This is a genomic window from Streptomyces sp. NPDC001020, assembly GCF_053599115.1.
Map to the genome: position 1 here is coordinate 127,571 of NZ_JBSFLQ010000009.1, position 22,538 is coordinate 150,108.

The 22,538-nt window shown below is 69.2% G+C and carries 27 protein-coding genes; 10 read left to right on the forward strand and 17 right to left on the reverse strand.

Annotation, left to right across the window (positions count from 1 at the left end; genetic code table 11):
• Positions 1 to 86 precede the first annotated feature (86 nt).
• Positions 87 to 758 carry a peptide deformylase gene (gene def, locus ACWDEX_RS11170; protein WP_450462977.1) on the forward strand — a complete coding sequence of 224 codons (672 nt, stop codon included), beginning with the start codon at positions 87 to 89 and terminating at the stop codon, positions 756 to 758.
• Here def and ACWDEX_RS11175 read toward each other — a convergent pair.
• Positions 724 to 2,013 carry a geranylgeranyl reductase family protein gene (locus ACWDEX_RS11175; protein ID WP_450463089.1) on the reverse strand — a complete coding sequence of 430 codons (1,290 nt, stop codon included), beginning with the start codon at positions 2,011 to 2,013 and terminating at the stop codon, positions 724 to 726. The two genes, def and ACWDEX_RS11175, sit on opposite strands and share 35 nt — an antisense overlap.
• Before the next feature lie 161 nt (positions 2,014 to 2,174).
• On the opposite strand from ACWDEX_RS11175, the gene ACWDEX_RS11180 reads away from it, so the two are divergent.
• Together ACWDEX_RS11180 and ACWDEX_RS11185 are read left to right on the forward strand one after the other, a co-directional pair.
• Positions 2,175 to 2,681, forward strand: a complete 507-nt coding sequence (locus ACWDEX_RS11180; RefSeq protein ID WP_450462978.1) for a GNAT family N-acetyltransferase — start codon at positions 2,175 to 2,177, stop codon at positions 2,679 to 2,681.
• A gap of 93 nt (positions 2,682 to 2,774) precedes the next feature.
• Positions 2,775 to 3,128 carry a PASTA domain-containing protein gene (locus ACWDEX_RS11185; protein WP_450462979.1) on the forward strand — a complete coding sequence of 118 codons (354 nt, stop codon included), beginning with the start codon at positions 2,775 to 2,777 and terminating at the stop codon, positions 3,126 to 3,128.
• On the opposite strand, the gene ACWDEX_RS11190 is transcribed toward ACWDEX_RS11185, so the two are convergent.
• From ACWDEX_RS11190 to ACWDEX_RS11210, 5 genes are all read right to left on the reverse strand, one after another.
• The gene (locus ACWDEX_RS11190; protein ID WP_450462980.1) at positions 3,115 to 3,810 is read right to left on the reverse strand and encodes a demethylmenaquinone methyltransferase; all 696 of its coding nucleotides are present in this window, start codon (positions 3,808 to 3,810) and stop codon (positions 3,115 to 3,117) included. The genes ACWDEX_RS11185 and ACWDEX_RS11190 overlap by 14 nt on opposite strands.
• A gap of 90 nt (positions 3,811 to 3,900) precedes the next feature.
• Positions 3,901 to 4,545: a hypothetical protein gene (locus ACWDEX_RS11195; protein WP_450462981.1), complete on the reverse strand. Its 645-nt coding sequence runs from the start codon at positions 4,543 to 4,545 to the stop codon at positions 3,901 to 3,903.
• A 7-nt stretch (positions 4,546 to 4,552) separates the two neighbouring features.
• Positions 4,553 to 5,767, reverse strand: coding sequence for a cyclic dehypoxanthinyl futalosine synthase (mqnC, locus tag ACWDEX_RS11200; RefSeq protein ID WP_450462982.1), 1,215 nt, complete (start codon positions 5,765 to 5,767; stop codon positions 4,553 to 4,555).
• 148 nt (positions 5,768 to 5,915) lie between these two features.
• Complete coding sequence (locus tag ACWDEX_RS11205) at positions 5,916 to 6,641, reverse strand: prepilin peptidase (RefSeq protein WP_450462983.1); 726 nt, start codon at positions 6,639 to 6,641, stop codon at positions 5,916 to 5,918.
• 19 nt (positions 6,642 to 6,660) lie between these two features.
• A complete protein-coding gene (locus ACWDEX_RS11210; protein ID WP_450462984.1) occupies positions 6,661 to 9,621 on the reverse strand; it encodes a BTAD domain-containing putative transcriptional regulator in 2,961 nt (986 codons plus the stop codon).
• Between the two features lie 253 nt (positions 9,622 to 9,874).
• Between ACWDEX_RS11210 and ACWDEX_RS11215 the strand changes: the two genes are divergently transcribed.
• On the forward strand, positions 9,875 to 10,516 hold the full coding sequence (locus tag ACWDEX_RS11215; protein ID WP_450462985.1) for a hypothetical protein: 642 nt from the start codon (positions 9,875 to 9,877) through the stop codon (positions 10,514 to 10,516).
• A 2-nt stretch (positions 10,517 to 10,518) separates the two neighbouring features.
• A complete protein-coding gene (locus ACWDEX_RS11220) occupies positions 10,519 to 11,592 on the forward strand; it encodes a hypothetical protein (RefSeq protein WP_450462986.1) in 1,074 nt (357 codons plus the stop codon).
• Between the two features lie 53 nt (positions 11,593 to 11,645).
• On the opposite strand, the gene ACWDEX_RS11225 is transcribed toward ACWDEX_RS11220, so the two are convergent.
• On the reverse strand, positions 11,646 to 12,053 hold the full coding sequence (locus ACWDEX_RS11225; RefSeq protein WP_450462987.1) for an ATP-binding protein: 408 nt from the start codon (positions 12,051 to 12,053) through the stop codon (positions 11,646 to 11,648).
• Between the two features lie 235 nt (positions 12,054 to 12,288).
• On the opposite strand from ACWDEX_RS11225, the gene ACWDEX_RS11230 reads away from it, so the two are divergent.
• The 3 genes from ACWDEX_RS11230 to ACWDEX_RS11240 all read left to right on the forward strand — a co-directional run bounded on the left by ACWDEX_RS11230 (position 12,289) and on the right by ACWDEX_RS11240 (position 14,228).
• Positions 12,289 to 13,140, forward strand: coding sequence for a helix-turn-helix domain-containing protein (locus ACWDEX_RS11230; protein ID WP_450463090.1), 852 nt, complete (start codon positions 12,289 to 12,291; stop codon positions 13,138 to 13,140).
• A gap of 9 nt (positions 13,141 to 13,149) precedes the next feature.
• Positions 13,150 to 13,353: a DUF397 domain-containing protein gene (locus ACWDEX_RS11235; RefSeq protein WP_450462988.1), complete on the forward strand. Its 204-nt coding sequence runs from the start codon at positions 13,150 to 13,152 to the stop codon at positions 13,351 to 13,353.
• 302 nt (positions 13,354 to 13,655) lie between these two features.
• Positions 13,656 to 14,228, forward strand: a complete 573-nt coding sequence (locus tag ACWDEX_RS11240; RefSeq protein ID WP_450462989.1) for a hypothetical protein — start codon at positions 13,656 to 13,658, stop codon at positions 14,226 to 14,228.
• A 49-nt stretch (positions 14,229 to 14,277) separates the two neighbouring features.
• On the opposite strand, the gene ACWDEX_RS11245 is transcribed toward ACWDEX_RS11240, so the two are convergent.
• Positions 14,278 to 14,508 (reverse strand): hypothetical protein, encoded by a 231-nt coding sequence (locus ACWDEX_RS11245; RefSeq protein WP_450462990.1) that lies wholly within the window; start codon positions 14,506 to 14,508, stop codon positions 14,278 to 14,280.
• Between the two features lie 76 nt (positions 14,509 to 14,584).
• Between ACWDEX_RS11245 and ACWDEX_RS11250 the strand changes: the two genes are divergently transcribed.
• On the forward strand, positions 14,585 to 15,589 hold the full coding sequence (locus ACWDEX_RS11250) for a hypothetical protein (protein ID WP_450462991.1): 1,005 nt from the start codon (positions 14,585 to 14,587) through the stop codon (positions 15,587 to 15,589).
• Complete coding sequence (locus ACWDEX_RS11255) at positions 15,586 to 15,993, forward strand: hypothetical protein (protein ID WP_450462992.1); 408 nt, start codon at positions 15,586 to 15,588, stop codon at positions 15,991 to 15,993. The genes ACWDEX_RS11250 and ACWDEX_RS11255 overlap by 4 nt, the downstream gene beginning before the upstream one ends.
• Before the next feature lie 63 nt (positions 15,994 to 16,056).
• Here the strand turns inward: ACWDEX_RS11255 and ACWDEX_RS11260 are convergent, their stop codons facing one another.
• From ACWDEX_RS11260 to ACWDEX_RS11300, 9 genes are all read right to left on the reverse strand, one after another.
• Entirely contained in the window at positions 16,057 to 16,755 is a 699-nt protein-coding gene (locus ACWDEX_RS11260; RefSeq protein ID WP_450462993.1) for a hypothetical protein, read from the reverse strand.
• Between the two features lie 5 nt (positions 16,756 to 16,760).
• Entirely contained in the window at positions 16,761 to 17,222 is a 462-nt protein-coding gene (locus ACWDEX_RS11265) for a TadE/TadG family type IV pilus assembly protein (RefSeq protein WP_450462994.1), read from the reverse strand.
• Entirely contained in the window at positions 17,219 to 17,653 is a 435-nt protein-coding gene (locus ACWDEX_RS11270; protein ID WP_450462995.1) for a TadE/TadG family type IV pilus assembly protein, read from the reverse strand. Before ACWDEX_RS11270 ends, ACWDEX_RS11265 begins: the two co-directional genes overlap by 4 nt.
• On the reverse strand, positions 17,653 to 18,108 hold the full coding sequence (locus tag ACWDEX_RS11275) for a TadE family protein (RefSeq protein ID WP_450463091.1): 456 nt from the start codon (positions 18,106 to 18,108) through the stop codon (positions 17,653 to 17,655). Before ACWDEX_RS11275 ends, ACWDEX_RS11270 begins: the two co-directional genes overlap by 1 nt.
• A gap of 34 nt (positions 18,109 to 18,142) precedes the next feature.
• Positions 18,143 to 18,394 carry a hypothetical protein gene (locus ACWDEX_RS11280; protein ID WP_450462996.1) on the reverse strand — a complete coding sequence of 84 codons (252 nt, stop codon included), beginning with the start codon at positions 18,392 to 18,394 and terminating at the stop codon, positions 18,143 to 18,145.
• Between the two features lie 72 nt (positions 18,395 to 18,466).
• Positions 18,467 to 19,387: a type II secretion system F family protein gene (locus ACWDEX_RS11285; RefSeq protein ID WP_450462997.1), complete on the reverse strand. Its 921-nt coding sequence runs from the start codon at positions 19,385 to 19,387 to the stop codon at positions 18,467 to 18,469.
• Complete coding sequence (locus tag ACWDEX_RS11290; RefSeq protein WP_450463092.1) at positions 19,384 to 20,313, reverse strand: type II secretion system F family protein; 930 nt, start codon at positions 20,311 to 20,313, stop codon at positions 19,384 to 19,386. Before ACWDEX_RS11290 ends, ACWDEX_RS11285 begins: the two co-directional genes overlap by 4 nt.
• 70 nt (positions 20,314 to 20,383) lie before the next feature.
• A complete protein-coding gene (locus ACWDEX_RS11295; protein ID WP_450462998.1) occupies positions 20,384 to 21,691 on the reverse strand; it encodes a CpaF family protein in 1,308 nt (435 codons plus the stop codon).
• Positions 21,688 to 22,536: a hypothetical protein gene (locus tag ACWDEX_RS11300; RefSeq protein ID WP_450462999.1), complete on the reverse strand. Its 849-nt coding sequence runs from the start codon at positions 22,534 to 22,536 to the stop codon at positions 21,688 to 21,690. Before ACWDEX_RS11300 ends, ACWDEX_RS11295 begins: the two co-directional genes overlap by 4 nt.
• Between the last annotated feature and the right edge of the window lie 2 nt (positions 22,537 to 22,538).

The window sequence follows — 22,538 nt, forward strand, 5'->3', positions numbered from 1 at the left end:
AAGTCTGCTACTTTGCAAAGCCTGGAGCAAGCAGTGGTAGCGGACCGTCGCGGGCTTACGGCCCGCCACGGAAGTCAGGAGCAGCGATGCCGGGAGTGTTCGTACAGGGGAAGCCCGTCGCCTCGTACCCCGCACCGGCGCCGGAGGCGCGGCGCGGCACGGTGCGGCGGATCACCGAGGTGGGCGAGGAGGTGCTGCACCGGTCCTGCCGGGAGGTCACCGCGGCGGAGTTCGGCTCCCCCGACCTGGCCGCGCTCATCGACGACATGTTCCTGATGATGTACGTGGCCGACGGTTGCGGCCTGGCGGCGAACCAGGTCGGCGTGGACCTTCGCCTCTTCGTCTACGACTGCCCCGACGAGAACGGCAACCGCCACGTCGGCCACATCCTCAACCCGGTCGTGGACGAGCCGGACACCACGGACCGGCGCCTCCTCGACGAGCCCGAGGGCTGTCTGTCCGTGCCGGGCGCATGGCGGGAGGTGCCAAGGCCCGACCGTGCCGTGGTCCGGGGCCACGACAAGGACGGCACACCGCTCGTCATCGAGGGCACGGGCTACTTCGCCCGCTGCCTCCTCCACGAGACGGACCACCTGAACGGACAGCTGTACCTGGACCGGCTGTCCACACGCGACCGCAAGGACGCGCTCCGGCAGATGACGGAGCGCCGGGAGGAGGTGTTCGCGCGGCGCGCGGCGAAGGAGGCCGAACTCCAGCCGGGGCTCACGCCTTCGGGGCCACCTTCGACAGCCCGTTGATCAGCCGGTCCATCGCGTCGCCGCCCGTCGGGTCCGTCAGGTTGGCCAGCAGCTTGAGCGTGAACTTCATCAGCAGCGGATGCGTCAGGCCCCGCTGCGCCGCGATCTTCATCACCTTCGGGTTGCCGATGAGCTTCACGAAGCCACGGCCCAGCGTGTAGTAGCCCCCGTAGGTGTCCTTGAGGATCTTCGGGTAGTTCTGCAGGGCCAGTTCGCGCTGGGCCGGGGTCGCGCGGGCCTGGGCCTGGACGACGACGTCCGCGGCGATCCGGCCCGACTCCATGGCGTACGCGATGCCCTCGCCGTTGAACGGGTTCACCAGGCCACCCGCGTCGCCGACGAGCAACAGGCCCTTCGTGTAGTGCGGCTGGCGGTTGAAGGCCATGGGCAGGGCGGCGCCGCGGATCGGTCCGGTCATGTTCTCCGGCGTGTACCCCCAGTCCTCGGGCATCGAGGCGCACCAGGCCTTGAGGACCTCGCGCCAGTCCAGCTCCTTGAAGGAGGCCGAGGTGTTGAGGACGCCCAGGCCGACGTTGCTCGTGCCGTCCCCCATGCCGAAGATCCAGCCGTAGCCGGGCAGCAGTCGCTCCTGGCCGCCGCGCCGGTCCCACAGTTCCAGCCAGGACTCCAGGTAGTCGTCGTCGTGGCGCGGGGAGGTGAAGTACGTACGGACCGCGACGCCCATCGGGCGGTCCTCGCGGCGGTGCAGGCCCATCGCCAGCGACAGGCGCGAGGAGTTGCCGTCCGCGGCCACCACCAGCGGCGCGTGGAAGGTGACCTCGCGCTTCTCCTCGCCCAGTTTGGCGTGCACGCCCGTGATGCGGCCGGTGCGGTCGTCGACGATCGGCGCGCCCACGTTGCAGCGCTCGTACAGGCGGGCGCCCGCCTTCTGCGCCTGCCGGGCGAGCTGCTCGTCGAAGTCGTCGCGCTTACGGACGAGGCCGTAGTCCGGGTACGAGGCGAGATCCGGCCAGTCGAGCTGGAGCCGCACCCCGCCGCCGATGATGCGCAGGCCCTTGTTGCGCAGCCAGCCGGCCTCCTCGGAGATGTCGATGCCCATCCCGACGAGTTCCTTGACGGCGCGGGGCGTGAGGCCGTCGCCGCACACCTTCTCGCGCGGGAACGCGGTCTTCTCCAGGAGCAGCACGTCGAGCCCGGACTTCGCCAGGTAGTACGCGGTGGTGGAACCGGCTGGCCCGGCCCCGACGACGATCACATCGGCGGTGTGTTCGGTAAGGGGCTGGGGTTCGGTCACGGCGGGTTCTCCACGGGACTCGACGACGGCAAGGACGGGTCCAGCGGCCACGGCAGCGACAACAGCCGCGAAACCCACGGCGAAAACGGCGTGCTGACGAGCGCTGGACATGGGCAGTCTATTCAGCGGTACCGATCTCCTTGGCTGAAGGGCTGTCTCCCGTGAACCGAGCACTCCCCGATGTACGGCTGCGCGTTCCCACCGACGAGGACGCCGTCGCCTGGCACCGGGTCTTCGACGACCCCGAGGTCATGGAGTTCCACGGCGGCCGGGCCGCCGAGCTGTCCGTCTACGAGGAGCTGACCGCCCGCCAGCGCAGACATGACGCCGAGCGCGGCTTCTGTCTGTGGACCATGCTGGACGAGGCCGGCGAGGTCATCGGTTTCACGGGTGCGCAGCCGTGGCCGCGCGAGTGGGGCCCGAAGGGGGAGATCGAGATCGGCTGGCGGCTCGGCCGGGCGCACTGGGGCAAGGGGTACGTCACCGCGGCCGCGCTCACCACGCTGGAGCGGGTGCGGGCGGCGGGCCTGAGCAGCGTGGTGGCCATGGTCAACGCCCGCAACACCCGGTCGATCGCGGTCACCCAGCGGCTGGGCATGCGCCTCGCCGAGGTGTTCACCACCCCCGATTCACAGCAGAAGGGGCACTGCTACCGGCTCGAGCTGTGACGCTCGGTCACCTATTGCCACAGAATGACACGTAGCGCTTCCGGGTGACACCCTCCGCGGTTACCCTTCCTGGTACCGCTGGGGGTGACATCTGTGCCTATAACACCCAAAACGCATGAAGTGCGTGTGCCACGGTTGATCGGTCTGATGGCGGTGAACGCGCGTGAGGCCGCCGCGAAGCGGGGCGTCCTGCTCGCCGCGCCCGACCGGCCGGACTTCCATCGCACCGTCGTCGACCACGTCGTACGCCAGTACCCGCTGCCCGGCACCGAGGTGCCGCGCGGTGTCGTGGTCACCGTGTGGTTCGACCTCGGTGAGGGCGAGGGCGGCGGAGGCGCGGGGGTCCGCGAGCCGCGGCTGCCCGTTCCGCCACCGGGCGGAATGCACTGCCAACTCGACGAGCCGGTGGACCAGTTGCTCAGAGGCCGGACGGTCAGGGCTTCTTGAAGCCGCGGTGCAGCGCGACCACCCCGCCGGTCAGGTTGCGCCACGCCACCTTCGACCAGCCCGCCGTGCGCAGCCGCTCGGCGAGGCCCACCTGGTCGGGCCAGGCACGGATGGACTCGGCGAGGTAGACGTAAGCCTCCGGGTTGGACGACACCGCGCGGGCCACCGGCGGCAGCGCGCGCATCAGGTACTCGGAGTACACCGTCCGGAAGGGCGCCCAGGTCGGATGCGAGAACTCGCAGATCACGACCCGTCCGCCCGGCTTCGTCACCCGGTACAGCTCGCGCAGGGCCGCGTCCGTGTCCTGCACGTTCCGCAGCCCGAAGGAGATCGTCACCGCGTCGAAGACATCGTCCTTGAACGGCAGCCGCGTCGCGTCGCCCGCCGTGAACGGCATCCAGGCGTGCCGCTTCTTGCCGACCTGGAGCATGCCGAGGGAGAAGTCGCAGGGGACGACGTACGCGCCGGTGCGGGTGAAGGGGAGCGACGAGGTCGCCGTACCCGCCGCCAGGTCGAGGACCTTCTGCGCGGGGCGCGCGTCGACCGCTTTCGCGACCTCCTTGCGCCACAGTCGCGCCTGCCCGAGTGACAGCACGTCGTTCGTCAGGTCGTACCGTTCCGCCACGTCGTCGAACATCGAGGCGACATCGTGCGGCTGCTTGTCCAGGGATGCGCGGGTCACGGTCCCTATTGTGGCAGTACGGGCTGGGCGTGACGCAGGCGCCCGCCCGTACGCCGGTCGTCAGAACTTCGGCGGCCCGACCGCGCGCGTTCAGCGACGGCGGTGGACCAGTCGGCCCGTGACGACCGTAGCCACACAGGTACCGGCTCCCTGTTCGGTGAGTGCCGCCTCGTCCGGGACGTCGAAGACCGCGAACGTGGCGTCCGTCCCCTTCGACGGGAACGGCGACACCATCACCTCCGCCAGGGCCCGTCCGGCCAGCGGATCGAGGCCGGGCCGGCCCGTGGGGGCGCCGGACCGCTCCCGCACGCCCATCCCCGCCCGGTACACGGCGTCCCGCACCGCGGGGTGCCTCAGGTCGCCCGCCACGGCGACGGTTCCGTGCGCCAGCATCCGCTGCACGCCGCGCCGCGCGCTCGCGCCCCAGCGGGTGTCGGTCATGGGCAGCGCCGCCAGGGCCTCGCCCATGAGGGGTTCGGTGCCCAGTTCGTCGGCCTCGCGCGGGTCGGGATGGTAGGCCCGCTCCAGCAGTTCGGGTCCGTACGGGTTCACCAGCCCCGGCGTCAGCAGGCCGGGCCAGCGCCGGATGCGGGCGGCCGGATGTGCCGCCGCCAGTTCCTCCAGCGTGCCGACGGCAGCGCATGCCCGGCCGTCGACGAGCACCGCGCCACCGGCGACGGCCGGCCGCCGGGGGTCTTTCGTGATCAGGAGGTCGGCGGCGTGGATCGTCAGCATGGAGAGGTCAGTTGGAGGAGAGCAGCTTCAGTTCCGGATGCGCCGTCCCGCCCTCGATCGCCGTCGAGGAGATGTGGGACACGACCCGCTCGTCGACGGGGTCGTTCGCCGGGTCGTCGTGGACGACGAGGTGCTCGTACGTCGTGGCACGCTGGGCCGGGACCCGTCCCGCCCTGCGGATCAGGTCGATGATCTCCTGGCGGTTGGAGCGGTGCTTGGCACCGGCCGAGGAGACGACGTTCTCCTCCAGCATGATCGAGCCGAGGTCGTCCGCGCCGTAGTGCAGGGAAAGCTGGCCGATCTCCTTGCCGGTGGTCAGCCACGAGCCCTGGATGTGCTGGACGTTGTCGAGGAAGATGCGGGCGATCGCGATCATCCGCAGGTACTCGAAGATGGTCGCCTGGGTGCGGCCCTTCAGATGGTTGTTCTCGGGCTGGTAGGTGTACGGGATGAAGGCCCGGAAGCCGCCCGTGCGGTCCTGTACGTCACGGATCATCCGCAGGTGCTCGATGCGCTCGGCGTTGGTCTCGCCCGTGCCCATGAGCATGGTGGCCGTCGACTCGACGCCCAGCCGGTGCGAGATCTCCATGATCTCCAGCCAGCGCTCGCCGCTCTCCTTCAGCGGCGCGATGGCCTTGCGCGGCCGCTCGGGCAGCAACTCGGCGCCGGCACCGGCGAAGGAGTCGAGCCCGGCGGTGTGGATGCGCGTGATGGCCTCCTCCACCGAGACCCCGCTGATCCGGGCCATGTGCTCGACCTCGGAGGCCCCCAGGCTGTGGATGACCAGCTGCGGGAAGGCGTCCTTGATGGCGCGGAAGTGCTTCTCGTAGTACTCGACGCCGTAGTCCGGGTGGTGGCCGCCCTGGAACATGATCTGGGTGCCGCCGAGTTCGACGGTCTCGGCGCACCGGCGCAGGATGTCCTCGAGGTCGCGCGTCCAGCCCTTGGCGGTGTCCTTCGGGGCCGCGTAGAAGGCACAGAACCTGCAGGCCGTCACGCACACGTTCGTGTAGTTGATGTTGCGTTCGATGATGTACGTGGCGATGTGCTCGATGCCCGCGTACTTGCGGCGGCGTACGGCGTCGGCGGCGGCGCCCAGCGCGTGCAGCGGCGCGTCCCGGTACAGGACGAGCGCTTCTTCGGGAGTGATCCGCCCACCGGCGGCGGCGCGGTCGAGGACGGCTGTGACATCAATGGACGTGAGGTCGGCCTTCTCGGTCACCGGGCGTGCCTTTCGTGAGGGGAGGGAACAGGCGCGAAGCGCTTTCCGGACAAGGGTGGTGAGAGACGGGCGGGCGGACCGAACCAGCCTACGTCAGGGGTTTTGCGCGAAAGACGTCAGGCTGTCCGCGCGTGTGCCCGTGCCGGCGTCATGCGGCGTATGCCCCGGCGAGCAGCCCGACGAAGGCGCCCGTGATGAGGAACGGTCCGAAGGCGATCGCCGTGCGCCGCCCGGCCCGCCGCGCGAGGACGAGCCCGAGCCCGTACAGCCCGGCGAGGACGAATCCGGCGAAGGTCCCGAGCACCACGGTCCCCCAGCCGTACCAGCCGAGCACCGCCCCGATTCCCAGCGCGAGTTTGACGTCGCCGAAGCCCATGCCGTTCGGGTTGATGAGGAAGAGGAGGAAGTAGGTGCCGCCGAGTACGAGCGCGCCGAGGAACGCGGTGCCCCACTCCCCCGCGTGCTCGGGCACGAGCGCGGCCACCCCCAGCAGGGCGAGGGAGGCGGCGGCCAGTGGCAGGGTGAGGACGTCCGGCAGCCGCTGCACCCGGAAGTCCACCAGCGCCAGCAGCACGCCGAAGGGGGCGAGCAGCAACCAGACGCCCAGCTCGGGACGGGTTCCGGTGGCGAGTGCGAGGCTCGCGCAGACCAGGGCGGTGACCGTGCACACCAGCACGGTCCCGGGTCCGTACGCCTGCCCGTCCGCGCACCGCGCCCGCCCGACCCAGCCGCCGATGGGATGCCCGTCCGGACACCGGCCCCGCCACGGCTGCTCGGGCTCGACGGAGAGCCGGTACGCGGCCCGGGGCACCAGCACGCCGGCCGCCGCGCCCCACAGGGCGGCGGCGACGGCCGTCCAGAGGTCGAGGTCCACGGGCACAGCCTCTCTTCGACTAGCCCGCGGCGCTCGTGGCGGAGCGCCACGTCGGCAGCAGCTCGTCGAGGAGCGCCTCGGTACGCGGCGGCAGGCCCCGGGCTCCACTGCGCGCGACGAGGTCGGCGGCGACCTGCTGCAACCGCTCCGTGTCGCCCGTGGCGTGGGTCGCGCGCACCAGCTCGTTCCACAGCCGTTCGTCGGACGGAGCGGTACGCAGTGCCGCGTTCAGCGCCTCGATCGCCTTCTCCGCGCGGTCCTTCTCCAGGTGGAACTCGGCGAGGGCCAGCGCGATGTCGGCGACGAGCAACGGGAGTTGAGCGTCGATGATCTCGTGCGAGAGCCAGGAGTAGCGGTCCGCGGGCCGGTCGGCGAGGAGCGGCCCACGGACGAGCACCATCGCGTCGGTGAGCAGCCGCCCACGCACCGCGCGACTGGCCACGCCCTTGCCCTGGGTCGCCTCGTGGTACAGCGAGCGCAGCACGTCCAGGTCGGACACGACCGACTTGGCGAGCGTGAGCCGCCCGTTCTCGTCGGTGTGCAGCCGCGGTGTGCCGTCGGGGTCGGCGCCCAGCCAGCCGCTCAAGCGCTCGATCAAGGCGTCGCGCACGTCCTCGGTGACGCCCCTCGGCCACAGGGAAGACGCCAGCACCCGCGGATGCACTCCTTCCCGGTGCAGGAGCAGCAGCGCCAGCGCCTCACGCAGCAGCGGACCCCGCTCGCCGTCGGGCTCGTCCAGCCCGATGAGTTCGTACGCTCCCACGAGCCGCGCGTACACCGCCGGGCGTCCCTGTTCGCTGATGTCCACGAGGAACGGCGGGTCCGAGGGCCCGTCGGGGTCGTTCTCGGGGTCGGCCGCGGTGAACAGTTCGACGACCGCTCGCTGCTGCGCCACCGGCAGCAGCTGTGCGTCGAGTTCCAGTCCGAGCAGTGGCGCGAGCAGCCTGCCCTCGGCCGTGATCTCCATCTCCCAGGCAGCGCCGGGCAGTTCACCGGAGTCGGTGCCCACCAGATACCCGATCCCGAGCCTGCTCGCCTCCGAGGCGAGTTCGGCGAGCCGGGACGCCTCGTCGGCCGACGGCTCGGCCGCGAGCAGTACCAGGTGCGGGGCCCAACGGGTGTGCTGCGCAGGCCCGGTACGGCCGGTGAGCACCGAGTCGTGCCCCGCGGCGCCGAGCGCTCCGCGCCGCTGGCGGGTCTCAGCCTCCATCGTCTCGATCAACGCCTCGATGCCGTCCAGGTGACGCAGCCGGTTGGGCGCGAGCGGGGTGAGGTCCTCGCCGAACCCGACGAGCGTGATGGTCATGCGGTCGGACCAGCCGTTGGTCGCCAACTCGGCCGCGACGGAAGCGAAGACACCCGCACGGTCGCGTTCGACGCCGCGCAGGGACACGATTCCGGGAACCGCTTCGAGGTTGAGCAGCAGCCGGGCGCCGTCCATGGTCCCCAGGCTGACCAGCCCGGGGTAGGGGGCGGCGGTGTCGGCGTCCTCGTAGTGTTCGGCGTCGGCGCGCGTCAGCATCCAGAACGTCTGGTCCTGCCCGAGCTGCCAGGGCGCGGGCGGCTTCCCGGCGGGCTGGGCCAGCTGCAGTTGCAGGTCGCCGTTGCTGAGCCAGGCGGCGTACACCACGGGCAGCTCCCGCGACTCGGCGGCGAGGGAGGCGGCGAGTCCGCGCAGGGACCGGTCGAGTATGCGTACACCGTCCGGGTCGGCGCCCACGAGCAGCGCGTCCTGGACGTCCGCGGCAGCGCCGGTGGGCGTGGGCGGCTCCATGCCACGCCGCCCGCCGACCGCACCGAGCGCCGACTGCCACAGTGCCTGACGGCGCCGGCGGCCGAGGGCACCGAGGAGTCCGGCGGCGAGCAGAGGGGCGCCGATGAGGGCTTCGGGCAGGCCGAAGGAGTCACTGCCCGTCCCGGTCTCGTCGGTGGCGTGCGGCTGCTGCCGGTCCCCGGTGTCCTGGGCGGGCCGCTGCTGGTGGCGGGAGGCCTCGGAGGAGTGTCCGCCGCCGTCCCGGGCATGGCTGCCGCCCTGGGAGTGACTGCCACCGCCCTGGGCGTGATCCCCGGTCTTGGCGTAGTCGTCGATCTGCTGCCGCACTTCCGGGGACACCTTGGGCGCCTCGTCGGGCATCTCGACGAGTTCACCGCCATGAGCGTCGGCCGGCATCTCCATGATCCAGCCGGGCCGGATGAGGCTGGCCTCGGACAGCCGGGACCCGTCGGGCTGCACGCGGTCCTTGTTGAGCTGGTAGATCTCCTTGTACCGGCGCCCGTCACCGAGGTGCCGCTGCGCGATCTCCCAGAGCGAGTCGTGGTGGCGGCCCTCGGGGGGCTGGATCCGGTAGTACTTCGTGTCGTGCTCGCCCTTGCCGTCGTCGGCGTGGGAGGCGGCCTGCGAGGCCTGCTCGGCGAGGGCGGCGACGGTACGCGCGCTCTGCTCCTGCTGCTCCGCGAACAGTCCGGGGGTCTGCTGCGCCGAGGCGACGACGCCCTTCTGGTTCCCCTCCATGCTGTGCCCGAGCTGCGAGAGGCCCGGCGTGAGGCTCGCGGCCGTGGCACCGACGAGCAACAGAGCGGCGACGAGCTGCCGCGCGAGCAACTGGCTGGGCCCGGAGCCGGGGACGCGGCCCGGCAGCCCGACTCCGGACAGGGCGGCCTTCATCTCGACGAGCACGCAGGCGGTGAACTGGGCCCAGGCCAGCCAGACGATCACTGTCAGCACGTTCAGGAACGTCGTGACGGTGATCTCCTGCTGGAGCCAGTCCAGGCTCGGAGCCCCGTTCGGCAGGGGCCAGCCGACCCACACGGCCAGTGCGCCCGGCACGCCGACGACCAGCGTGAGCAGCGCGACGAAGGCGAGGAACGCCTTGACGAAGTCCCCGAACGTACGCCGCCGTATCCGCACCGGCTGCGGTGTCCGGTTCCTCGGGGCCGTTCCCGTCGAGCTTGACGAGCTTGAACTGCGGCGTCGCGGCATGGCGGGTGTCCTGGGTTGTGTGTGAAGTGCGTGCAGTAAGCAGGTGTACTGAGCCTACAGAGATCTTATGGACGGGGGCGACGATCCTTCAGGACACTGACAGCACAAGCCCTCCGGGCATTCGCCACAGCCGCGACATATACCTCAACCCCGCGCAACGATCCTTCACCGACGCATAGATGACTGTCAGTCACCCCTGATAACTTCGTTCGCCGCAGCACATGCCGAACCGTCAACACCCGGGGAGATCCACGTGGCCCGCCGCGCCCTGACCGCAACCGCCACCGCGCTCACCGCTACCGCGACCCTGCTGCTCACCGCCTGCGGCGGGGGTGGCGACGGGAAGTCGGAGGACATCAAGGGGGCGGGTACGGAGTCGGGGAAGCCTTCGGCTTCGGCTTCGCCCTCACAGGCGTCCAGCACCAAGCGCCCTGGGATCAAGCTCCCCGACAGCTTCAAAGCAGACTTCGAGGGTTGGTCGAACAGCGATCCCGAATTGCAGACCGCGCTGAACGACGGCAGGGAGCGACTCAGGGCGTCTTACGCGGCAATCGTTGCCGGAGACCCTGAGTTCAGCGCGTTGTCCTTCTACAGCGGAACTTCCGCGATGAGTACGGGCTCCGCATGGGTGAAGGGCTACAAGGGCCTGACAATCATCGGTTCGGTCAAGGTCTCCGATCCTCGGATCAGTTACATCGACCAAGCCAAGAAGCGCGCCACGCTCTTCTATTGCGTGGACGAGAGCAAGGGCTACAGCAAGGACCTCAAGACCGGCGAGACCGCTGGCACCCCGAAGGGTGAGTCCCCACGGGTCCAGTACCGGACGAGCCTCGGCAAGCAGGCCGACGGCGTCTGGAAGACCATGACGGTGGAGACCCAGCCGGGGGGCTGCTGACCATGAACACCACGCGCAGTACCAAGGTGGCATTGCTCATCTCGCTGACGCTGGGAGCCGCCCTGCTCCCGTTATCGGCGTCAGCACTCGGTAAGCCAGGACATGAAGGGGGGCCGACGGGACCCTCCGGCGGCGCCGACGACAAGAACATCTACGCTTCCGCCACCTACTCTCACATCAAGGTTCGTCAAGTGAGCGGCCCCACCGGCGGGAAGCGTGGCTCCCTCACCTCCGTGGACGTCAACTGGAAACCGCCTGCCTGCTGGTACGAGCCGGTTTTCACCGGCGAAGAGCTGAAAAAGTTCGTGGACAAGACAGACGGCAACGGGGACGTCGGCATCCATGAGTCCTGGTACGGCAAGGAGCTGTGGACGAACCACTACCAAGACGGCAAGCCCGAGACGAACTTCGACGACACGTCCAGCACCGCCGAAGGCTATAAGGACTACAACATCGGGAAAGACGGCTACTTCTGGCGCAGCGTCGCGCCGGACAAGTCCGACCCCAAGTCCTGGGACTGCGGCAAGATCATGTTCTGGCAGGACACCAACCAGGTACCCAAGGTCGCGCATGCGCCAACACCCAAGATGCTCGCCGATTACGCCTACAACCAGGTGCGGGTCCCCGACACAAAGATCGAGCTGAAGCCGACCGGAACATCCACGGTCAACCTGCCTACGTGGGTCTGGCTGGACAAGGGGACCTTCCAGGAGATCACGGTTCGCGCCGAACTCCCCCGCACGAACCTGTGGGCGGAAACAACAGCCAAGCCCATCGCCCTCCACCTGGACCCAGGCACAGACGACGCCGAGACATACCCGACCTCCGGAGAGTGCACGTTCAACGCGGACGACTCGATCGGCACCCCGTACAAGAAGGGCAGCGCGGGCAAGACCCCACCATGCGGCATCAGATACCTCCGCGCCACCAACGGCGCGCCGTACCACCTCAAGGCCTCGATCACCTGGAAGATCACCTGGCACGGCACCGGTGGCGCCAAGGGCGACCTTCCCGAGGGAACCTTCGAGACGACCCAGGACATGAACGTCCAGGAGATCCAGTCAGTCAACCGCTGAAGCGCCCAGGGCGGCTCCGGCCGCCCTCCCGCCTGGTCGACCTCATCAACGCGCTACGCCGCCACCAGATCACACCACACGTACTTGCCCTGGTTCCCCTCCCTGGCCAGCGGCTGCCAGCCCCACAGGTCGGCGCAGGCCCGGACCAGGGCGAGCCCGCGCCCCTCCTCCAGCTCGTCGAGCTGCTCCAGCGGCACCGGCGGTTTGAGCGGCGCCGGATCGCTGTCCCACGCCCCGATCCGCAGTACGCCCGCCGACCAACCCACACGCAGGGCAACGGGCCCCTTGGTGTGCCGTACAGCGTTGGAGACCAACTCCGTCGCCAGCAACTCGGCTGTGTCGACGAGGCGAATGAGGCCGTGCATCGTGAGGATCAGCCGGAGAGTACGGCGCGAGATGGTGACCGCACGGAGATCGTTCGGGATGTACAGGGTGTACTCCCAGGGTTCGTTTTCGGGCATGCGCCAGCTCCGTTCAGCGAGGGAAGAGGTTCGGGAGTGTGCGGCTTCGCGGGTGGTGGCCTTGTCGCAGCCGTCGTGGCAGGACGGAGCGGTGCGCTTCCGAGATCCCGGTGTGCCGCAGTGTGTGCGTCGCGTCACCGACCGTAGGGCATTAATTTCTGCCCCTGCAAGCGGTTGGCCTACTCTTACACCCGAACGTGGTGCGTACGGGCGGGCGTTGAAGACGGGAGAAAACATGGCACCCAGGAACCACCCCACCGCACGCCAGAGACGCCTGGGCACCGAACTACGCAGATTGCGGGAGTCCGCCGGCCTCAAGGCCCGCGATGCGGCAGAGTTCCTGAGCTCGACTTCGGCTCAGGTCAGTCAGGTGGAAGCAGGCATCGCAGGCGTCAGCGAGGAACGCATCCGCCGCCTGGCGGCCCATTACGCCTGTGGGGACGAGGCGTTGATCGATGCGCTGGTGGCGATGGGAGGCGAGCGCACGCGCGGCTGGTGGGACGAATACCGTGGAATCCTCCCTTCCGTGTTCCACGATGTCGCCGAGGTAGAGCACCATGCGACGTTCCTGCGAGAGGTGGTCACCAGCCACGTCCCCGGACTCCTGCAGACGCCGGACTACGCGCGCGCGGTCTTCGGTTACATGGTTCCCGAGTTGCCCGACAGCGAGTTGGGGCCTCGGGTCGAGCATCGCGTGAAACGCCGTGCCGTCTTCAGTCAGGAGCATCCGACGCCGTACGAGACCACCGTGCACGAGGCAGCTCTCCGCATCCTCGTGTCCGATCGACGGGTCGCCCGAAGTCAGCTCCTGCGGATCCTGCAGGAAATCGAGCGTGGACAAGTGACGGTACGTGTCATCCCCTTCGGAAGAGAGGGCTTTGCGGGCGCCGGGATCGAGATGATGTACGTAGGCGGTCCGCTCCCCCGGCTGGACACCGTCCTGCGTGACGCTCCGCACGGGACCGCCTTCATCGATGCCGAATCCCAGCTGGCACGCTTCCGCGCACTGCTCGACAAAGTGGAGAAAGCAGCTCTGGAGCCCGTGGCATCAAGGGACTTCATCCACCACATGACGAAGGAACTGTGAGGCGCCGGCATGGAGCAAGTGATCCGCTGGCAGAAGTCGTCGTACTCCGGGGGAGGCGACGGCAATACCTGCGTAGAGATCGCCAGCCACCGCGCCCGCATAGCCGTCCGCGACTCAAAGACCCCGACCCGAGCCAGCCTCTCCTTCCCGACCACGGCCTTCACCGCCTTCCTCGACGCACTCAAGTCGCCGGCCTCACATCACATCCGCTGATCAGTCACTGGCACCCGCGCCTTTGCGCTCTTCACCAACGTGGCTTCGTCGAGTGCGGCCAGCGTGCGCCAGACGGTGGAGTTCGGGGCCGCGAACGCGAACAACGGTCGCTGACATACGTGTGCCCCACGGCACTGTGTCGGACACGGCAGCGACGAGATGGGGTCGCAGCGGTGAGCCGCTCACCCCCCGTCGACTTCATCGCGGCACTCGGCCAGATATCCGTTCGCACTAGCGAAAGAAGCTGGCCTCTGGCTAGGGTCGACAGCTCAGCGCAAGTACCCCGAGGTCCGGAGACGTACATGCCCGTCCGCCCCATCACGCGCGCAGCCGCCGCCGTTGCGCTGCTCAGCGCGGTCGCCGCCTGCAGCTTCGGGTCTGGGCCCGGTGGCGGCCGCAAGCCCTCCGGGCAGACCTACCGTCAGGCCATGGACGCCATGTACCCCGACGCGCTGGCCGCGACAAAGGCGGCCGTGCCGGACATCGAGCCGGAGGAGGTTCCCGGCGGGCACAGTGACTGCGGCGGGCTGGACGTGTTGGACAGCAAGGACGCGAGCAAGGTGCGGGCTTCGGCTGCGGTGGTGGTGCCATTGCCCGCTACAGACCACAGGTCGTCCAAAGTCCTGGCTCAGGCGGTTGCCACCCAGTTGGTGAAGAGGGGCTGGCAGCGGGACAAGGACAGCGGCGACACACCACCCGGCCCGGACGACGACACGGTGAAGATCGACCTCAAGAAGCCCGGGGTGCACGGGCACATCGCAATCACGGCGACCGCCAGGCCAGAGGATGAGAACGACCCTTCCAAGGGGAAGTGGCACGAGGTGACGACAGACGCTCTCACCGACTGTCTACGCAACCCCGATTGGAAGGGCTGAGGCGCCGGACAACCGGCGCCGCCCGGGCCCGCGCCCACCACGCTCGACGCTATTTTTCCTTCTTGCCACGCTGCGTGGCCTCTTGCTCGACATTGGTGGCCATCGTCTCCAATTTCCCTTTACGGATTTGGAGTTCACCACGCACACGCTCCGCTGTGGGACCCTGCCACCGCTCGTCCGACTTGACGTGCTTGTCGGCCGCGATGTCGATGGGATCGTCGAGGAGATGCCGTACGTCGGCAGCGAGTTTGCATAGTTGGCCCGCTTCGTTTTCCGTCAACTTCGCCCCCCGTATGGCTGGACTGTTACGTAACCAGCACGACAATTTGCACGCCAGAACGTTACGCTACCCCGCCATGGGGATGGTTTACGCGGATCCTGACATGCTCGAGCGGCTCGCCAAGTCGATGGACAGCAAGGCTGGTTCGATTCCCGGACTGAAGACCCGGGCCTCCACTCTGGGCGTATCAAGCCAGGTTGCAGGACTGACGTCCATCGCCACCTATCTCGGCGAGGAAGCGCGTACTCTGCGCAAAAAAGCGGCCATCCTCAGAGCGCCGTCCGAGTCGCCCTTCGACTCACTGTCCCAGTTCGGGCTGCCTCCAGGGCTTGCCAAGAGGCCTCACGCGGGCGACAAGTTCGAGTCCGGCCTGAGGAAGGTTCTCGCGGAGCACAAAGGCGATGACCCCAAGGCTCGAGCCCAGGCCGTCAAGGATTACTTCGCCACGCTGAAGCCGGAGGAACAAGCGGCACTCACCGTAGTGAACCCGTCACTCGTCGGAAACCTCGACGGTGTGCCACCGAACGTGCGGTTCGCCGCGAACCGCATATCCATCCAGAACGAGTACGACAAGGAGAAGAAGTACCTCGACGGGCTCTCGAAGAACGACCCTGCCTACAAGCGCACGCAGTCGCGCGTCGATACGCTCCGGAGTTTCCTGAATCCGCGAGTGAGGACGGTCCGGGACCCGAAGACGCACCGGTTCGTCACAGAGGAAGTGCCCAGGCAGTTCCTGGTGTTCCAGCCGGATGCAGGCTCCACCGCGGACCCGAAGGCGACGCCGTTCGCCGACGGCAAGGTCACCGAGGTGGTGGGTGACCTGGAGACCGCCAAGAACGTCACTTTCCGGGTGCCTGGCATCACCAACCGTCTGGACAACTTCAACGGGTTCGGCAGCGGTGCCTACGAGGCTCTGCTGAAGAGCAGTTGTGCGCGGCTGGCCGAGCAGGGCTGGAAGGTCCTGCCTGAAGTGACGGACAGTGAGGACCGCTCGGCGCTGGTCGGCAAGCGCGGCCTGGTGAGTGGCCGACTGTACGCCTCGAACCAGGGTCTCACCTTCACGGGGGAGGTCGAGGCGTGAACGCCGAGAGGGTGGCGGGCCACGCTGCTGCCGGACCCACCGATGAGCAACTTATCGCCCTGGTCACGGAGTTCGAGGCCGTGGTCGAGGCAGTCGCGCCCGGTCGCATGATGATGCCGATGCCCACGCCCGAGCCCCGCGAGATCGTGAGCTTCGCCGCGGCCGACCCGGACGATCCTCGCTCGGGCGACGAACTCCTCGACATGATCGTGGCGTTGATGCGCGAGCGTGGCTGGACGGTGGACGAGTCGGACCGCAAGACGGGAGAGACCTCTGTCTATGCGGTGCGAGAGGGCCTGGGCGGCGGGTTCATCAACTGCGACAGCGGTCCGGTGTCGTTCGTTGGGTTCGCGGAGGGGTCGCGGTTGTACGCGGACCACGTCGCACCCGGGGCGCGGAGCTGAGGGACCGGTCCCGTCCGAGGTCATCCCGCCGCGGGAATGCCAGAGGGACGTTGACCGCGCCTCTCACGCCTCCCGCAACACCGCCAGTGCGAAGGCCAGCCGTCGGTCCAGCCAACTCACCTCGGGCCGATAGGTCCTGATGCCTTCCACGTGCCCGGACGTCAGCACCACGGATTCCTCCTGGCCCACCATCCGCCAGGTGACCGGCTTGGAGGTGTGGGACTTCCCCGCGTCCTCCGCTCCGAAGCTGAGGAGGGAGTCGATCACGCCCTCGACGACCTCGCCCGCCACGCGCCCCGCCGTCTCCTTGCCGCGCTTGGCGACGTCCTTGGCGCTTCCCCGTGCCCAGTGGTAGCGGGCCACGATGTCCGGGTGGCCGGGCTGCTGGAGCCACCAGCTGTGCTGGATAGTGCGCTTGGCGGCCGGTGTCCGGTGGGCGAGGCCCAGTTCCGCGCCCTGGGCGTCGGTCACCCGGTAGCGTGCGCCGCCCTTCTCCGGGGCGAGGGAGCACAGCAGGACGGTGGGCTCCCTCGCGTCGTACAGGTCGTACGACGGGGTCTCGTCCTCGCTGCCGTGGACCAGGACCGCGGGGGCGAAGTACCGCACCCCGTCGTGCATCGTCGCCACGCGTACGGCGCGCGGCCCGCGCAGGACCTTGCGGCGCAGCGTCGCCTGCCGCACGACATCGGTGACGACGAACCCTCCCGCTCTGTCCCACGGTATGGGTTCGATCTCCGGCTCTCGTTTTCCCCGTCCGAACATCGGCCTCAGCCCACCTCGTTCTGTGCGACCGCCTGCCCGTGCACCACCACGTTGCCCCCGTAGAACATGCCGGTGAACACCGGCGAGTACGTCAGCTGGACCTCGACCTGCACCTGCTGGGCGTCCGCCGCCACGCAGTGGGTCGCGGCGATGTCGGCGCCGGTCATCCTCATGGTGCGGGCGAAGGTCTTCACCCGGGTGTCGCAGTTCTGGTAATTGATCGGTGCGGGGCCACCCGTGTTGTCGTAGAGGGCGTCGCGGTCGATGTCCTGGGCGGCATAACGGGCCGCCTGTTCGGCGATGTCCGCCGCCCGCTCCCGCTTGGAGATGGACAGGCCGCCGTCGATGACGAAGGCCGCCAGCGTCAGGAAGACCAGGGCGAAGATGATGACCGCGCCGGCGCCCGACCCGCGGTCGTCCAGATGTGCCCTCCGAGTGGACCACCATGCGCTCACGCGGCTGATCACGCCGACCTCCGGTACGGGTCCAGCGGCGAACTGAAGCTCGACGACAGCCTCGTGGGAACGTTCAGGCCGAGCGTCGCCAGGCCGCGGACCTGGCAGCTCACCTCCACCGTGAACAAGGTGTCGGGGGCGAAGCCCTGGCTGGTCTGTCGCACGGACACCGGGCCCGAGCAGATGTCGCCGAGGTCGGCCTCCGCCGCCTTCCTCGCTTCCGATATCGCCGTGCCGTGGTTCTTCTGGATCGAACCCGCGCGGGCGGCGTCGCGCGCAGCGCCGTCCAAGGCTCCCCGTGCGTCGACGAGTTGTCCGAACGCCACCAGCACGAGGATGAAGAGGATGATCACCGGGGCGAGGATCACCACCTCGACCGTGGACAGTCCGCGGTCACTCTCCTCCTGCCGCGTCATGCGGTCCCCCAGCAGGGAGAGGGCCATCAGTTTCCGCCATCCTTCACGAACCGCTCCATCGGGCCCGCCGACCGCGCGTGCACGGTCAGTCCCAGTCCGGGGAACACCGTCGGAACCCGTGCCGAGATCTCCACGCCCACGGTGCCCGGATCCGGTTGCAGCGTTTTCACGTCGGGCGACAGCACCAGTCGCGGTCCCAGTTGCCGGATGTACGTGTTGGCGACGCCGCGCGCCTCGCCCTGCCAGGCACCCGGCCGCTGGTCCGCCGTGGCGCGCGCCTTGCGGGCACCCGCCTGGGCCGCCGCCTGGGCCACATGGTCGGCGAAGAAGTACAGGCCGAACTGCACCGTCGCGAAGATCATGAAGAAGAGCACCGGAGTGAGCAGCACGAACTCGATCGCGGTCATGCCGGAGTCACCGCGGGTGGAGGACGCCTTCCGCGCGGTCTCCACTCTGCGGCGCACCCATCCGCCCACACCCATGAGCATCCCCGTCACCCCGTTGTCCGTACGACGCTCAGCAGGTTCCTTCCGCGTTGGCGCCCTCGATGCAGCTGCCGACGTGGTCAGCGCCGCCCTTCAGTGCTTTGGTGATGATGGCCGCCACCGCACCCACGATGGCCACGACGACCGCGGAGATGATGACCCACTCGACCGCGGAGGCACCGCGGTCCAGCTCGCCGGAACGGGCCCGCTCCACGCGGCCTTGCAGGAAGGTGACGAGGAAGTCCACCGCCGGGATGCCGGTGTGGAAGTTCCGTCCGTTCATGGGAGTTGTCCTCTCAAGACAGTTGGATCTCAGGAAAGTCTGTTGTCAGCACGGCCTGTGGACGTGGGGGGCTCACACCTGGAACACACGGATCGCTGCCGGGTAGATCAGGAACACCAGGAAGCCGGCGCACAGCAGCAACTGGGCCACCAGCATGGACTGTGACTTCTCGCCCGCGCTGCCCTCGATCTCAGCGAGTTCGCGGTGCCGCATGGTCTCCGCGCGGGAGGCGAGGGACTCGCGGACCTTCGCGCCGTCGTCCGCGACCAGGGCGAGGGATGCGGAGAGGTCCTTGAGCTCCTCGATGCCGAGTTCCTCGCCGAGCTGGCCGAGTGCCTGCCACTGGCTGATGCCGGTGATACGGGCGTCGGACAGGGCGCTGCGGATGCGCTGGTTGGCCCAGCCGTCGGAGATCTCGGCCGCCGCCATCAGCGCCTCGGGGAGACCGCGGCCGCCCGCCAGGCTCATCGACACCAGATCCAGATAGGCGCCGATCACCCGCTTCAGGTCACGGCGCTTGTCGGCCGCGTCGCGCCGTACCTCCAGGTCCGGCAGGAAGAAGAACACCGCCGCGAACAGCAGCGCCATCCACACCGGAACGACCGGACTGTTGCTGAAGCCCAACGTCCAGACGACCGCGAACAGGAAGGGACCGAAGATCAGGCCCGTCACGCCCAGGAGGAACTTGGTCGCCAGGAACTTCTCCCAGCCGCGGCCCAGCACGGCCAGGTCCGCACGCAGCGAGCGCTGCTCCCAGCCGCGCTGCAGATAGAACTCGGCTACTCGGAAACCCACCTGGCTCCGGAAGGATCCGAAGCGGCCGTTGTCCTCTGCCCGGTGCGCCGACTCGTACGCCGCACCGCGCGCCCGCATCGCGTCGATCCGCGCGACCTGTGCGACCGCGCTTCCCTTCGACGGCATCAGAGCGCGCACGAGGGCGTAGACGCCCAGACCCAGGACCACACCGACCAGTACCGGCATCGTCAGGTTCATCGTCGTACCCCCTGTTCCGACGGGGCCGGTGTGCGCGGACGCACGAACTGGACCGCCGACTCGTCCCGTACCAGGAAGCGTTCGGGCGTCTCGATCGTGGACAGCTTGCGCAGCCACCAGAAACCGAGCGCGAACAGACCGCAGACACAGGCGAGGACGAGCTGGCCCATGGGGCTGCCGTACGGCGCCACGAACTCGCGGTTGAAGATGGAGAGACCCAGCACGAAGGCGACCGACACGGCAACGACGATCTGGACCGAGCGGCGAGTCGAGGACCGCTGGGCCATCACACGCTGACGCATGTCGACCTCCTCACGAGCCGACTTGGCCAGGGCGCCCAGGACCTGCCGCAGACCGGGGCCGCGCAGCCGGGCGTTGAGGATCAGCGCCGCGACGATGATGTCGGCGGATGCGTCGTCGATCTCGTCGGCGAGTACCTGGAGCGCGTCGGGCAGCGGCGTGCGGGCCCTCAAGCGGTCGACCAAGGCGTCCAGGTGGGGCCGCAGGACCGGGGCCGCCGCGCGGGCGGACGCCGGGATCGCCTGCTCCAGGCCGACCGCGCCCGCGATGGTGTCACGCAGCGACTCCGTCCAGGAGGCCAGCGCCTCCACGCGGCGCATGCCGGCCCGCTCCTGCGCGGCGCCGCCGAAGAGACGGTCCCAGAAGAAGACGAGGACACCGGCCGCGATACCGGCGACCGCCCAGCGCGTCAGCAGCAGGACGGCGAGTCCGACGCCGACCGCCAGCGAGCCGCGCTGGCCGGCGAACCGGATCAGCTCGCTCGCCCGGCGGCTCGCCTTCTGCTTCTCGTGCTCGGATTTGGCGGGCAGGCCGCGCACGGCGACGAGCAGCAACGCGATGCCGCCGCCCGCGGCGACGCCGCACCCGATCGAATACAGCACAGTGGTGGAGAACAGGCCGCCCATGGAGGTGAGCGAGCCGACCGCCGTGTAGGTCGCGTCTGCCGTGTATGCCGCGTCTGTCGTGGTCACCGCGTCACCCCCAGGACCCGGCGGGCCGGTAGCCGTGTGCGATCAGATCGTCCAGGCAGGCCACGGGCGCGTGCGGCACGACCCGGCCGTCGGGTGCCTCGGCGAACACCTCGCTGGACAGGACGCGGCCGTCGACACCGTTCACCTCACGAACGGAGGTGACCATGCGCTGGAGACGGCCGCCGCTGGTGTAGTTGTTGCGCCGCTGGATGAAGACGACGAAGTTCACCGCTCCCGCGATCAGCATCTGGCTGGCTTCGATGGGCAGCCGCTCCTGCGCCTGGAGGGCGTAGGTCGAGATGCGGTTGAAGACCTCGCTGGAGCTGTTGGCGTGGATCGTGGACAGTGACCCGTCGTTGCCCTGCGACATGGCGTTGAGCATGGTGACGATCTCGTCGCCGAGCACCTCACCGACGATGACCCGGGAGGGGTTCATACGCAGGGAGCGGCGGACGAGTTCGGCCATGCTGATCATGCCCTGCCCCTCGGAGTTGGGCAGCCGCTCCTCGAACGCGACGACGTTGGGATGGAGCTCGGGGAAGGTGTCGAGGCCGAGCTCCAGGGCGCGTTCCACGGTGATGAGGCGTTCCGACGCCGGGATCTCGTTGGCGAGGGCGCGCAGCAGCGTCGTCTTGCCGGCGTTCGTGGCGCCCGCGATCATGACGTTCTTACGGGCGCGGACCGCGCAGGCCAGGAAGTGGCCGACCTCCGGCGTCAACGTGCCGTTGCCGACGAGGTCCGAGATGAACACCTTGCCCATGCGGGCGCGGCGGATGGACAGCGCGGGCCGCCTGGTGACGTCCATGACGGCCGACAGTCGCGAGCCGTCCGGCAGCCTCAGGTCGAGCTGCGGGTTGGCGGAGTCGAAGGGGCGGGACGACAGGCCGGAGTAGGCGCCGAGCACCTGGATGAGCTCGATGAGCTCCTCGTCGGTTTCGGCGACCGGGTCGCTCTTGGTCTCGCGGCCGTCGGCGTACCCGACGAAGACCTGGTCGCAGCCGTTGATGTCGATGTTCTCGACCTGCGGGTCGTCCAGCAGGGGCTGTAGTCGGCCCACGCCGAACAGCGCGGCGTGCACGGCCGCCGCGTACTGTTCCTCGGTCTCCGCGTCCAGTGGAGTACGGCCCGCGTTGATCTCGGCGCGGGCGTACTCCTCCAGGATCTGGGCGATGACCGCGCGCGCGTACTGCCGTTCGTCCTCACTGGACATCGGCGTGACGCCGCTGACCTGGTCGAGTCGCCGCTGCTCGGCGATGCGGTCGCCGGCGTCCTGCCGGAACCGCTTGACCAGTTGGTGGTCGACCACCGTCATCGGCCGACCCCCGCGTGTCCGTCCATCTGGCCGTGCGTGGGTACGGCCCAGGCGGCGCCGTACTGCTGGTGGAGATCCACGGTGATCTTGCGGGCCGAACGGATCAGCAACGACTTGTCGAGACGCCCGCGCTTGCGGCCGGCCAACTGGTCGGCGCCGGCAGGGTCGTCGGCGATGGTGCCGACGACGCGGGCGCCGGTCTGGGCGTGCACCAGCATGTCGTTGACCTGACCGGCGAGCTTGCCGGCCTTGTTCGGGTCGGCGACCAGGACGACGCCGATCAGCGGGGTGGCGAGGCTTGCGGCGCCGCGCGAGCCGCCGTGCAGCTTGGTCGCGAGGGCCGCGGCGCGGTCGCGTACACGCGCGATGGCCTCGGGCTCGGTGCGGGAGATCAGCAGGACGAGCGCGGCGTGCGGGAAGAGCTCGACAGCAGGGGTGTCACCGCTGATGCGTCCGCAGTCGGCGATGACGTCGGCGGGCGCCTGCGGGGAGTCGGCGAGCGAGGCGAAGGCTCGGCCGAGGGTCGGCCACAGCCCGGCCAGACCGGCGGCCTGCTCGGCGACGCCAAGGCCGACGAGTACTTCGAGCCCGCCGCTCAACGGCTGTACGTGGTCCCAGAGTTGGTCGGGTACGAGACCACGCCGAGCGGTGGCGGCTATCGACAGCATGCCGGTGTTCGGGTTGAGCGGTCCGCCGTGCGCGGCGGCGCTGCGGTAGACGAGGTCGCCGCCGGCCGGGTCGGTCTCGGCGAGCAGGGCGCGGCGGGGCCAGACCGCGGCGAGGGCCACGGCGGCGGTGGTGACGCCGGGGGAACCCTTGTCGGCGGCGAGGGCGATGAGAGCCATGT